Raw genomic sequence first — 12,622 nt, forward strand, 5'->3', positions numbered from 1 at the left:
CCGGGCGCCATGGCAGACTCAGCGGCGCTTGCCAAATACTGTTTTCGGCGACTTGCCAAAGAACCGGGTGAATGCGGCGCTGAAATTATTCGGGAATTTGTAGCCTACTTTGTAAGCCGCCTGCGCGACCTGGCAACCGCTTTCAAGCAGTGTGTAGGCCTTGCGCATGCGGATCTCGTGAAGCATGCGGTGTGGCGTGGAGTTGAAACGGTAATGCAGGCCTTCCTTAAGCTTGAATTCATTGAGCCCGACCGCGGCGCACAGGTAGGGAATAGTCAGCGGCTGGTCCATCTGCTCGATCATGATATCGCGTGCCTGGTCGAGCTTTTCAATGTCGCTGGCGCTGAATTGAGGGTTCTGGAGGCACGTGGGCGGGCTCAGCAGTTTCAGCTGTTCGGACAGCAGGCAGAGGGTGTGGATGTGCATGTCCAACGCACCGGTCGCACCCTGGTTGAGGTATCTGGCCAGGGCGGTGGCGTGGCTGGCGCTGGTGGCCGAGGTTTTCTGGAAGGCCAGTTGGCGCACATTGCCGTTGCCCAGTAGCTGGCGGGTGCGCTGCTCGCCGATGTATCGGTTGAGCATGCCTTCACCGATCAGAAGCCGGAGCTGAGAAACGGTCGTGCCGGCTTCGTAGCACCGCTCGCCCAGGCTTAACTGGAACGAGGTGATAGTGGTGTAGCCGGCTCGGAACGACACCGCCGAACCATCGGCGCCCTTGTATCCGGAGTCGCCTTGCATACCGAACGTGATGACCAGCATGTGCCGATTGTGCGGGCTGACGGTTTCCTCGATCAGATTCCGCGTGGGCCGGTAGCGCGAGCGCACCACCATCAGGTCGTTATCGACGAAATAGCGCTCGGAATAGCACTCGCCCAGTTCCCCCGGCAGTTGCTGGCGCGTCCAGCCACAGGGGTCGTTACTGATCAATCGCGAGTGCGTTGGCGCAACTCGATACGACTGGGAAATCTTCTGTAGGGCCGCCACTTTTATTGTCCTCCTTGGTTGACTCTGGCTTGCATATGGATTGATCCAGATTCCATATGAACTACATGATAACTATTCGCATTAATCAATACCATGTTTGCATCTCAACTGCTATCGCAAGAACGAGGCAGTCGCTGATTCATTGATGGGGAGTGCGATGGTCAAGCCTGTATTCAAAGCCCGCGGTTATACGTTATGCGTCGGCTGCCTGGGCGTGGCCGTGAATGTGGCGGCGCAGACCGAGCTGGCTGCGGTTACTGTAACGGCGAACAAGATCGAGCAGCCTCAGGAAGCGGTTCCTGCCAGTCTGTCGGTTCTGACGGGCGAGGACCTGCGCAAGGGCGGTATCAATGACTTGGAAGACCTGGCGCGGGCCACTCCCGGTTTTACCTTCCAACCTTTTGGCCAGTCGGGCACCAACCTGCCGGTGGTGCGCGGCCTGACTGCCAGCCCTACGGCGTTTTCTTCCTCGATGTTGATGTTGGTCGACGGCGTGCCGACCCTGATGGGGCAGGGCTTTGACCACGACCTGCTGGGGGTGGAGCGCATCGAAATCCTGCGCGGGCCCCAGTCGACCCTGTATGGCCGCAACGCCGAAGCCGGCGTATTGAGCCTCCACACTCGCCAGCCCGAAGCACTGCCCTATGCCCGGATCGACGCCGGTGGCGGCAGCCGCGACGAGCGCACCCTGGGCGTTGATACCAGTACAGAGCTGCTTCCGGACACGCTGTACGCCGGGGTTTCCGGGCAATGGCAGGCGCGCGACGGCTACATTGACAACGACTGGCGCGGCGGGCGGGCCGATGATCGCGAACGTCACAGTGCTCGCATGGTGTTGCGCTGGACGCCGACCCTGGCCACGGACGTCAACCTGCGCTACAGCCGCCAGGACTATCGTGACGCTGGTGCCCAGTGGGGCCTGGCGGACTCTTCCCGGCGCCAGGTGCGCTCCGGCACCTCGAGCTGGAACCACTCCAGCGGTCGCAGCCTGTCTTTGGACGTGCTGCATGAGTTCGAATCGGGCCTGAAGCTGCGCTCGATCAGCGCACGCAATGACTTCTACGACCGGGTAAGCCAAGACACCGATTTCCAGCCTGCCGACCGGTTCCACGTAGGCCGTGATTACCACTTCAATACCTTGTCCCAGGAGTTTCGCCTGGAAGGCCAATGGGACGAGAACCAGTGGCTGCTCGGCGTCTATGCCGACCATGATGACCACGACCTGTCTTACCAGCAGAAACTGCCCGTCGGCCTGTCCCGCACGGATGTGCAGTTGGGTGGCAACACCACGGCGTTGTTCGGCCAGTGGCTGATGCCCTTGTCCGAGCGCTGGACCCTGACTCTCGGCGCCCGCGTCGAACAGGACAAAGTGCGCATCGATCCCCAAGGCGGTAGCCAACAGAGCCAGGCATGGCAACGCTTTACCCCCAAGGTCTCGCTGCAATACGAGTGGCAGCCGGATGCTTATCTGTACGCCAGCTATGCCGAAGGTTTTCGTGCTGGAGGCTTCAATGCCTTCTCCAGCGCCGCCAATTACCCCGGTTATGACCCGGAGAAGGTCAAGACTTATGAGGTCGGCGCCAAGGGCTGGCTGGACGACAGGCGCCTGCGTTATTCGGCGGCGCTGTACTGGATGGACGTGCGCGACATGCAAGTGCAGCAGATGCTCCAGCCAGGCGTGGTGTACATCACCAACGCGGCATCGGCGCACTCCACTGGGATGGATCTCGAAGCCCAATATCTTCTCGCCGACAACTGGACGCTGGTCGGTTCCGTGGGCCTGAACCGCACCCGCTTCGAGCGTTTCAGTGACGGCACCAATGACTACCAGGGCAATCGCAACCCCTACGCCCCAGACTTCACTGGCCATCTGAGCCTGCGCTACGACGCCCCCGCCGGTTGGTGGACCCAGGGGGGCGTGGACGTGGTTGGCAAGACCTATCTGGACTCGGCCAACCAGTACAGTCGTGGCGGCTACGGCTTGCTCAACCTCAATGCCGGTTATGACTTCGGCCAGTACGGCATCAGTGCCTACGTGAAGAACGCCGCCGACAAGCGTTACGACGCCGTCGGCTATTTGAACGGCACCGCACGGGTCTACAGCCCGCCAAGGGAAATCGGCCTGCGTGTGAGCTATGAACTGTGAGCTGCGAATGATGAATGGAATCGACCTGGCAACACCGCATCCCCTGCAACCCTACTGGGACTTGACCCTGGCCGGCGTGCGCGCCGACGCCCTGCGCATTGCGCTGGAATGGAAGCTCTTCAACTTGCTGCAAGTGCCTGTCACGGCGCAGACCATTGCCCGGCAGTTGCAACTCGACCCGGTCAACACCGGTTACTGGCTGGAAGCGCTGTGGAGCATGGCCTTGCTGGTGCGTGACCAACAGCAACCGCCGCGCTACCAGAACGCTGCCGTGGCCCACGACTACTTGCGCGCCGAGGCTCCGGACTACTGCGGCGATGCCTGGACGTTCCGCCTGCGCGGGCTTCGGCATTTCGGTGGGCAGTTGGGTGATCAGGTTCGAGCGGGGCAGCCCAGCGGACAGGCGCCGAACGTGGCGACCACTATCGAGAACTGGACGGCCGCTGCGCGTTTGCAACTGGCCCAAGAGCAACGGGCCGTCACGGTGGAGGTGGCGTTGCGCTTGATGGCAGGGATTCCCGAGTTCGCCCATGCCCGCCGATTCCTGGACCTGGGGGGCGGCCCAGGGCTGGTCGCGATTGCCTTGGCCCGGGATAACCCGATGTTGAGCGGCGAGGTGTTCGATTTTCCCCAGACCGTCAGCGTGGCGGCGGAAAATATCCATAAGGCCGGCCTCCAGCAACGTCTCTCGGTCCGCGGTGGGGACTTGGCAAGCGATGACATCGGCGAGGGTTATGACCTGATCTGGTGTTCCTCGGTGTTGCACTTTGTCCCGGACCTGGCCGCGAGCCTGGAGAAAATCCACGGGGCGTTGCGTCCTGGCGGCGTATTGGTCAGCGCCCATGCCGAAGTCCCCCTGGACCCGGACCTGGCCAGACGGGTCATGCCTTACTACCTGTCGATGCAGATGCTCGGTCGCCAGGTCACCCATGCCGGCGGCCTGGCCGAGGCATTGACCCAGGCTGGTTTCGTCGATATCGACCATTACCCTGAAGTGGCTTTTGCCGTCGCGCCGGTGGCGGTGCAAGTGGCGCGTCGGAGCGGCTCATGAAAAGCCAGGAAAACGCTCGCATGTGGCGTCTGCAATGGCTGTTTGGCTGGCTCCATTTCGTCCTCGCGGTGCCCAGCATCTACCTGTTGCTGGGGCTTCCGCTGGTCATGCGCGAACATGGCTGGTCCGGCACGGACATCGGGCTGTTCCAACTGACGGGGCTGCCTGCGGTGTTCAAATTCCTCTTGGCCGTGCCTGTACAACGGTATCGCTGTGCCCGGGGGCACTATCGCCTCTGGGCGCTGGGGTTGTGCCTGCTGTTGGCGCTGTTGCTGGTGCTGGCCAGTCAGCAGTCGATTACCGCTAACCGCTTGTTCCTGTTCGGCCTGGCCTTCGCCGCCGGCGTGCTGGCGACCTGGGCCGATATTCCGGTAAACGCCCTGGCCATCCGACTATTGCCGCAAGCGCAGCGACTGCGGGCGGGGGGGATCCGTTCGGCGGCGCTGTTCCTCGCCGCCATTGTCGGCGCCGGGGTGATGCTGGTGGTGCAGCAGCGCTGGGGCTGGCAGGCGCCGTTTCTGCTGATGGCCGCCGGGTTATTGCTGGCCCTGCCGTTTCTCGGACGGCTGCAGGAGGCGGATGGCAATGCTGCCGAGGCTCAGGCAAGCCGGCCGGCACTGTTGGATTGGCCAGGTTTTTTCCGGCAGCCCGGCGCGCGTCTCTGGATCTGGCTGCTGCTCAGCGGTTTTCCCTTTCTCGGCGCGGCGTGGCTTTACCTCAAGCCGATGTTGCTGGACCAGGGGATGCCTGCGCAGCAGGTGGCCTGGGTTGCCGGCGTCGGCGGCGGGGTAGTCGGTGTCCTGGCGAGCATTCTGGGCGCCAGGCTGGTGCAACGCCTGGGCCCGGCCTGGGTGACGCCGTGGTTCATGGTCGGGGCCTTGCTGGCGCTGCTGGCCTTGACTGGCGCGGTATGGCTCCAGGCCTCGACCGCGTGGCTGGTGGTGGCGGCTTATCTATTGGCCACGGCCATGGGCGCGGTATCGAGCCTGATGTTCGGCCTGATGATGTTTTTCTCCCGCCGTGACCACCAGGCCGACGACTACGGCCTCCAGGCCAGCCTCTTTGTACTCACGCGCCTGTTGGTGCCGCTCGGCGCCGGAGCGCTGCTCGATCGCAGTGGCCCGGCGGGAATGCTTGCCGGCCTGTGCCTGGCAACGCTCGGTGTGTGTGCACTGGCGATGACTGCGCGACGTTCGATTGCCCTGGCCACGGCGGATGCCTATATCCCCGAGGAGCGAGCTGACCGGGTTAAAGGCAAATCCGCCCCCCAAGTAAGTTAGACCCAATAGGAATGGAGTCCATGAAGGCAACCTTAGGTATCTGTTTGATTACCCAGACGCAGCCTCTGATCGAGGATGTGGCATTTGTCGTCGATTATTTGCAGGCCTGCTTGCAGCCACCGGCAAATAATTGCGACTGGCCACCCTCGATCAGAGGCAACGAGGCGATGCATCGCGCCTTGGGTCCCAAGCCCCACGGCGAAGCTGTTCTGGAGACCCTGATGGTTCAGGCCCAGCACTATTTGCAGGGCAACCCATCCGCTGCGGCCGCGCTGCCCGACTTGTGGGTGTTGACCTTCGACACGCCACAAGCCGCCCGGCAAAGTTTGCGCCGACAAAGCCCGCCGTTATCCAACGAACTGTTCATTCTCGATCTTTGTCAGCAAACCGAGGCGGGGGATGAGGATCCCTTTGATGAGCTGATCGCCGCCGCGCCCGGTTCACGCCTGTCACCCCATTCGGCGCTGCTGTATTGCGCCTTGCCGGCCCTGCCGGGCTGGATGAACCGAGTCGGCGGCAACCGCCATCTGCGGGTCGCGGGGCAGGACCGCGCCGCGCGCCGCGCGGACCTGCTGCGCATTCTCCTCGATCACTTGGAGCACGCGCACTTCAACCGTCTGCTGGCGCGCTCCATCAGCGGCCCATTGCTGTCAGTGAGCCTGGCGACGGAAATTACCCGGTTCATGTGCAGCCGTTGGCAACAACGCTGGGACTTTCATGCCTACACCGGGTCGATGGTGGCGGGGCTGATCCAGTCGATGCAGCAGAACGTTGCCGGCACTGGCGTGCGTTGCCTGGGTGGTTGCAACGAGCACAGCCTGGCGGTCAGCGCCATGGCCGGCTGGCAACTGTTTGGTCGGGCCTACGTGATTGCCGTGACGTCGGGCATGATCGATGAGTTTCGTGGCACCCTGGCCAACCTCAAGCGGCTGGGGGCCCCGGGGTTGATTGTCTGTGCCGACAGCCCAGAGAACGTCTGGTTTGCCTTCCAGGGTACCCACGACCTGGACAACGACGGCTGTAGGGTCATCGAGGCCCGGGGCCTGCGCCAGGTCTTCATCCGTAAGGTCGAGGAAATAGGCCCGCGCCTGGAAGAGGCCTTCGCCATGCTCGCCGAACGGCCCGAGCCGGTGTTTATCCTGGCCACTCAGGGGGTGCTCGAATCCCGGCCCCAGGTGCCGCTGGACGTGCGCCTGCCCGAGCTCCTGCCAGCTCCGGCCTGGCGTCCCGACGCGCGGCAGGCGAGCGCGCTGGACCAGGCCCTGGATCTGATCAATCGCGAGCCGGTGCACCTGTTATGGCAATGCGGCAAGCTCAGTGCCGAGCAGCGTCGTCGGGTGCACGCCCTGGCCGAGCGCGGCGCCATCGGCCTGGCGGACAGCATCACCCAACCTGGCAGTGTCGGCCCCTACCATGAGGGCCGGGCGGTGCCCGAATACCTGGGGCCACTGTCCCTCTATGGGTTCAGCCGACGGGTGTACCAGTTCATGCATTGCGAGCATGAGTTGAACGGCGCCCAGGACCACTGTGTGTTCTTTCTCAAGGGCAAGGTCGACCAGGCCGCCACGCCATTTTCCGAAGGTAAGCTCAAGCGCCAATTGCGCGTGGTGCAGGTCAATCGTGAGCCCCGGCACCTTTCGCCGTTCACCGACCTGGCGCTGGATGTGCCGCTGGATGAGTTCCTGGGGCATATCGAGCGCGGTATGCAGGTCGAACCCCAGGTACTTGCGTTGCGCCGCGCCAAGCTTCGGGAGATGGCACAGCGCAGCGAAGCCGTGGCGGCGGATCACATTGAAACCCTGCCCATGACCGCCAACTACTTTTTTCATCGGCTCGGTCACCTGGTGCGCGAGCTGATCGAGCACCAGGGGTATCGCTATATCGGCGTCTACGATGTCGGCCGTTGCGGTATTTCTGCGGTGCGTAATGTGCCACGCACCGACCCCGGGTTTTCCGGATGGTATGGGCGGGCGCTGATGGGCGATGCACTGATGGCCTTGCCTTATATCGCCATGACCGCCGAGGGCAATGTCCTGGCTTTCATCGGCGACGGCGCGCGGGCCCTGGTGCCGGATATCGAGGCACGCCTGGCGCAAGGACTGGCCCAGGACCCGTGCGCGAGCCAGCGCAACGTCAGTCTTTTCTACCTCACCAACGGCGTGTTGTCGCTGATTCAGACGTACCTCGACAAACGCTATGCCCACAACGGCGCCCAGCAAGTTGCCGTGACCAGCGCCGGGGCAATGGCGGCGCCGCTGGAGCGGATCGGGGCCATCCAAGTGCACCGCGAACGCCTGGTCAACTTCGATGAAACCGCCCTGCGCCAAGCCCTGACGCAACCCGGACAACTGAACATCTTCGACGTATTGCTGGCCCATAACTCGGAGGGCGACGGCTTGAGCCTGGTCTCCGAAACCGCCTGGAACCGTCAATGAACTCTCGCCAAGGACACACCTCCATGAAATTCGGCTTCATCGCCCACCCGACCTCCATTGCCCTGCAACGCCAGGTGAAGATCATCGACCTGTTGGACCGCACGCTCGCCGAGCAGGACCTCGGGTATCAGGCCCAGCTCTGGAAGTCGCGCAACCTGGTGCCGTTCGCCGACTTCGGGCGCATCGTCAGTGCCAGCGGCGCGGTGTGCGAGGGTATCTTGCATTACCTGCCACTGACCGCCGAGCAAATGCTCAGCCAGCCGCGAACCATTGCCGCACGGGTACTCGAAGGCGTACACAGCCTGCAGGAGCAGGGCGCGCAACTGGTAGGTCTGGGTGGCTTTACCGCGATTGTCGGCAACCGCGGGTTGCAGACCCTGGACCGCAGTGGCGTACCGGTCACCACCGGGAACTCGTTGACTGCCTACGCCGCCTACAAGAACGTGCTGGAGGCCATGACCCGGCTGGAGGTAGCGCCGGCCGACAGTGAAGTGGCGGTGGTCGGTTACCCCGGTTCGATTGCCCTGGTCATCGCCAAGCTCTTGGCCCGCGACGGTTGCCGCCTGCGCCTGGTCCACCGGGGCAGCGCGGAGCAGGGCCGTGACAGCCTGGCCTGGCTGCCGGCGCAGTTCCACGGCCAGGTGCAATTGACGACGGATATCGACAGTTGCTACGACTCGGTGCGTTTTTACGTCGCGGCGACGTCCAGTGGCGGGGTGATCGACCCCTACCGGCTCGCGCCGGGCTCCGTGGTGGTGGATGCCGCGCTACCCCGAGATGTGCTGCCGTTTCATCACGACCGCCAGGACATCCTGATCATCGACGGTGGCCTGGTGTCGGCGAGCGCCGACCTGCGTTTCGGCACTGAAACCCTGGGGTTGGCGCCGAAAAAATTTCTCAATGGCTGCCTGGCGGAAACCCTGGTGCTCGCGCTGGAGGGGCGTGCCGAAGCATTCTCCATCGGGCGTGAATTACCCGAGGAGCGGGTACTGGAAATTGGCCGCATCGCTGAACTGCATGGTTTCTCGCCATCGCCCATGGCTTCTTATGGCGAGCGCCTGGCTGACGCAGATTTCCAGGCCCTGCGGCGCTTCCATCGGACCACGAAAGTCTCCACCGCCCTCGAGCAATCCGCTGATCAACCGGCTGCGCTGCGGGCCGAAGCCTTGCGTTGTTTCGACCAGCACATCAACCCGGTGCTGAGGGAGTTCTACCAGTTCAACCACATCGAACGGGTGTTCACCCACGGCAGTGGTTGCTGGCTGACGGATCTGGACGGTGGCCGCTACCTGGACTTCGTCGCCGGCTACGGCTGCCTCAATACCGGGCACAATCATCCGCATATCAGCCAGGCACTACAGGTCTATCTGCAACAGCAATACCCCACGTTCGTCCAGTACGTGTCGGTGCCCTTGCAGACCAGCCTGCTGGCCCAACGCCTGAGTGAGCTGGCGCCGGGAAACCTGGAGCGGGTGTTTTTCAGCAATTCGGGCACCGAGGCGATCGAGGCGGCATTGAAGTTGGCGATGGCGGCCATGCAGCGACCTCGAATTCTGTATTGCGACAACGGCTATCACGGCAAGACCCTCGGGGCGCTGTCGGTCACCGGCCGAGACAAGCACCGCGAGCCTTTCAAGCCGCTGTTGGCGCGTTGCGATTCGATCCCTTTTGGCGATCTGGCGGCGCTGGAAAGTGCCTTGCGCCAGGGGGATGTCGGCGCCTTCATTCTCGAGCCGATCCAGGGCGAGGGCGGGGTGATCGTGCCGCCGCAGGGCTACCTGAAGCAGGTTCGTACGCTTTGCAACGCCTACGATTGCCTGTTGATTGTCGATGAAATCCAGACCGGCCTGGGTCGCACCGGCAAGCTGTTCGCTTGTGAGTGGGAAGCGGTGGTGCCGGATATCCTGGTGCTGTCCAAGTCGTTGTCCGGTGGTGCGGTGCCGATTGGCGCGACGCTCTCCAGCGCGGCCTTGTGGGACCGCGCCTATGGCAGCATCGATACCTTTGCCTTGCACACCTCGACCTTCGGTGGCGGCAACTTTGCCTCGGCTTCGGCCCTGGCGACGCTTGAGGTGATTACCGCGCAAGACTTGGCCGGCAACGCCGCCCGGGTGGGGGGGCAGCTCAAGCAGGCGCTGGCTGAAGCGGTCAAGCCATACCCGTTCATTCGTGAAGTGCGCGGTGTCGGGTTGATGATCGCCATCGAGTTCGAATACAGCTTCAAAGGCGGCGTCGAGGCCTTCGTCCGTGAGTTCGCCAGCCGCATTCCGGGTAACGCGGCGGGCACCTATCGCATGCTCTCCGGCAAGGCCAAGCGGCATATCGAGGAGGCCATCTGTGAGGTGGAGAAAAACTTCGAGGAGATGTTCGTGTTGCGTTTCGTCAGCAAATTATCCCGGGAGCACGGCGTGCTGACCTTCGTCACGGCCAACAACAACCGGGTTATGCGCATCCAGCCACCGCTGGTGCTCAATGACGCCGAAGCGCAGCATTTTGTCGAAGCCTTCAGCGCCGTGTGCGAGGACATGTCGACCTTCCTCGCCTGATGCCTGCGAAAGCCCTCGCAAGAGGGCTTTTGTCTATCTGTAGCGGTCACCCAGTCTATCCATGCTGTCGACAAGTGCTTATCGCATAGTGATTGTTCTAAATGCATACGAAAACGGACCTTGCGCATATGAAATTCAAAGCCCTTTGAATTGATTAATCAAAGGGCCTGCATGAGAATTGCTTACATTCAGTAACAGGTATTAAACATGAAACTTCCTCCGCTTGTCGCTGCTGTTTCTATTCTAAGTAACGAAGAAATAACCCGTTATAGCCGACACTTGTTGATTCCTGATGTGGGTCTGGAAGGGCAGTGTCGTCTAAAGAGCAGCAGGGTATTAGTCATCGGTGCCGGAGGCCTGGGTTCGCCGGCGTTGCTTTACTTGGCGGCGGCCGGAATCGGGACCCTGGGCATCATCGACTTTGACCGGGTGGACGAGTCCAACCTGCAGCGCCAGGTGATCCATCGGGTGGCCACGGTGGGCCAGTTGAAGGTCGACAGTGCCGCTGAGGCCATCAAGGCGCTGAACCCCTATGTCAAAGTCGAGCGCCACGAACAGCGCCTGGAACCGGAAACCGCCGTGCAGTTGTTCAGCCAGTACGACCTTATCCTCGATGGCACTGACAATTTCGCCACCCGCTACCTGGTCAACGATGCCTGTGTGTTGGCCGGCAAACCCTACGTCTGGGGGTCGATTTTCCGTTTCGAGGGCCAGGCCTCGGTGTTCTGGGAAGACGCACCGGGCGGTGTCGGCCTCAACTACCGTGACCTGTATCCCGAACCGCCTCCGCCAGAACTGGCGCCATCCTGTTCCGAGGGCGGGGTGCTGGGCATTTTGTGTGCGTCCATCGGCGCAATCATGGCCACGGAGGCGATCAAGCTGATCACGGGCATCGGCGATAGCCTGCTGGGACGCTTGATGGTGTACGACGCGCTGGACATGTCCTACCGGCAGATGCCGCTGCGCCGCTCCCCGGGACGCCAGCCCATCACGGCCCTGAGTGATTACCAGGCCTTTTGCGGCCTGAACGCGCCCCAAGGCGTGCAGGACGTGGCCATTCCCTCGATCAGCGCCAAGCAATTGCAGGCATTGCGCGAAAGCGGCCAGGAGGTGTTGTTGATCGATGTGCGTGACCGCGCCGAATGGGACATCGTACGGATCCACGGCGCCCAGCACATGCCCAAGGGGCCTAAGACCGCAGAACTGATCGAAACCCGGTTCGGCAAGCACGCCAACCTGGTCCTGCACTGCAAGACTGGCGCGCGCTCGAAAGCCGTATTGCTCGAGCTTCAGCAACGAGGCTTCAGCAATGTACGCAATCTTGATGGTGGCGTGCTGGCCTGGGTCAGGGATATCGAGCCAGCGTTGCCGGCCTACTGAACCGGAAGATGAGGACCGAGGATGTTGAGTATTCGTGTCGGTCTGCTGGAAGCCATCCTGGAGCAGGCGCGGCGGGATCATCCGCTGGAAACCTGCGGCATCGTCGCCGCACCGGTAGGCGTTCGTACCGCCGAACGACTGGTGCCGATGGATAATGCCGCGCGTTCGTCGACGTTCTTCAGTTTCGATCCCAGGCAGCAATTGGCAGTCTGGCGGGCGCTGGACGAGCGAGACGAGGAGTGCCGGGTGATCTATCACTCACATACCGCCAGTGTCGCTTATCCGAGCGCCGAGGATGTGCGTTATGCCGGTGATGCTTCGGCGCATTACGTTATTGTTTCAACACTGCAGACGGTTGACGAGTGTGTTCGAAGTTTTCGAATCATCAATAATAAAGTGACCGAAGAGCGTATTTGCGTGGTGCGCTGAAAGTTATAAGCGATACCACTAAATTAAATAATCAATGATCAAAGGGCTGTTTAAAGCTCAGGGAGTTTTGCATGTCGATTTTTGTCACGGTGCCAACTTTGTTGCGTACTTTCACCCAAGATAAAAAGCGTGTCGAAGTTCAGGGGCAGACCGTTCTTGAAGCGATCGAATATATGGAAGAACAGTATCCGGGGGTCAAGGAGCGGCTGATCGGCGATGGTCAGGTGCATCGCTTCGTAAACATCTACGTCAACGATGACGACATCCGTTTTGTCGACAACCTCGCCACCGCGCTCAAGGCCGGCGACAGCCTCACCATCCTTCCCGCCGTAGCCGGCGGCTGAGACCTGACGCTGACCCGGTGCTGCGCG

General features: G+C 62.0%; 9 protein-coding genes. 8 read left to right on the top strand and 1 reads right to left on the bottom strand.

Going from position 1 to position 12,622, the window contains the following annotated elements; genetic code table 11:
• Positions 1-18: 18 nt before the first annotated feature.
• Positions 19-984 (bottom strand): AraC family transcriptional regulator, encoded by a 966-nt coding sequence (locus tag SGN16_RS13415; RefSeq protein WP_210644758.1) that lies wholly within the window; start codon positions 982-984, stop codon positions 19-21.
• A 157-nt stretch (positions 985-1,141) separates the two neighbouring features.
• On the opposite strand from SGN16_RS13415, the gene SGN16_RS13420 reads away from it, so the two are divergent.
• The 8 genes from SGN16_RS13420 to SGN16_RS13455 all read left to right on the top strand — a co-directional run bounded on the left by SGN16_RS13420 (position 1,142) and on the right by SGN16_RS13455 (position 12,595).
• The gene (locus tag SGN16_RS13420) at positions 1,142-3,130 is read left to right on the top strand and encodes a TonB-dependent receptor (protein ID WP_335944669.1); all 1,989 of its coding nucleotides are present in this window, start codon (positions 1,142-1,144) and stop codon (positions 3,128-3,130) included.
• Between the two features lie 10 nt (positions 3,131-3,140).
• Positions 3,141-4,181: a methyltransferase gene (locus tag SGN16_RS13425; protein WP_210645253.1), complete on the top strand. Its 1,041-nt coding sequence runs from the start codon at positions 3,141-3,143 to the stop codon at positions 4,179-4,181.
• Entirely contained in the window at positions 4,178-5,461 is a 1,284-nt protein-coding gene (locus SGN16_RS13430) for an MFS transporter (RefSeq protein ID WP_335944670.1), read from the top strand. Before SGN16_RS13425 ends, SGN16_RS13430 begins: the two co-directional genes overlap by 4 nt.
• 20 nt (positions 5,462-5,481) lie before the next feature.
• Positions 5,482-7,896, top strand: coding sequence for a decarboxylase (locus SGN16_RS13435; protein WP_335944671.1), 2,415 nt, complete (start codon positions 5,482-5,484; stop codon positions 7,894-7,896).
• Between the two features lie 23 nt (positions 7,897-7,919).
• Positions 7,920-10,442, top strand: coding sequence for an aminotransferase class III-fold pyridoxal phosphate-dependent enzyme (locus SGN16_RS13440; protein WP_335944672.1), 2,523 nt, complete (start codon positions 7,920-7,922; stop codon positions 10,440-10,442).
• 207 nt (positions 10,443-10,649) lie between these two features.
• Positions 10,650-11,822: a molybdopterin-synthase adenylyltransferase MoeB gene (gene moeB / locus SGN16_RS13445; RefSeq protein ID WP_335944673.1), complete on the top strand. Its 1,173-nt coding sequence runs from the start codon at positions 10,650-10,652 to the stop codon at positions 11,820-11,822.
• Between the two features lie 21 nt (positions 11,823-11,843).
• Positions 11,844-12,251, top strand: coding sequence for a M67 family metallopeptidase (locus SGN16_RS13450; RefSeq protein ID WP_335944674.1), 408 nt, complete (start codon positions 11,844-11,846; stop codon positions 12,249-12,251).
• Between the two features lie 71 nt (positions 12,252-12,322).
• Complete coding sequence (locus SGN16_RS13455) at positions 12,323-12,595, top strand: MoaD/ThiS family protein (RefSeq protein ID WP_335944675.1); 273 nt, start codon at positions 12,323-12,325, stop codon at positions 12,593-12,595.
• Positions 12,596-12,622: the final 27 nt, after the last annotated feature.

It is taken from the genome of Pseudomonas sp. G166, from assembly GCF_037027455.2.
Lineage (GTDB): Bacteria > Pseudomonadota > Gammaproteobacteria > Pseudomonadales > Pseudomonadaceae > Aquipseudomonas.

Bases quoted from the DNA above. Each gene is read 5' to 3' on its own strand.
- SGN16_RS13420 (WP_335944669.1), top strand. From the start codon at position 1,142: ATGGTCAAGCCTGTATTCAAAGCCCGCGGTTATACGTTATGCGTCGGC.
- SGN16_RS13425 (WP_210645253.1), top strand. From the start codon at position 3,141: ATGAATGGAATCGACCTGGCAACACCGCATCCCCTGCAACCCTACTGG.
- SGN16_RS13430 (WP_335944670.1), top strand. From the start codon at position 4,178: ATGAAAAGCCAGGAAAACGCTCGCATGTGGCGTCTGCAATGGCTGTTT.
- SGN16_RS13435 (WP_335944671.1), top strand. From the start codon at position 5,482: ATGAAGGCAACCTTAGGTATCTGTTTGATTACCCAGACGCAGCCTCTG.
- SGN16_RS13440 (WP_335944672.1), top strand. From the start codon at position 7,920: ATGAAATTCGGCTTCATCGCCCACCCGACCTCCATTGCCCTGCAACGC.
- moeB (WP_335944673.1), top strand. From the start codon at position 10,650: ATGAAACTTCCTCCGCTTGTCGCTGCTGTTTCTATTCTAAGTAACGAA.
- SGN16_RS13450 (WP_335944674.1), top strand. From the start codon at position 11,844: ATGTTGAGTATTCGTGTCGGTCTGCTGGAAGCCATCCTGGAGCAGGCG.
- SGN16_RS13455 (WP_335944675.1), top strand. From the start codon at position 12,323: ATGTCGATTTTTGTCACGGTGCCAACTTTGTTGCGTACTTTCACCCAA.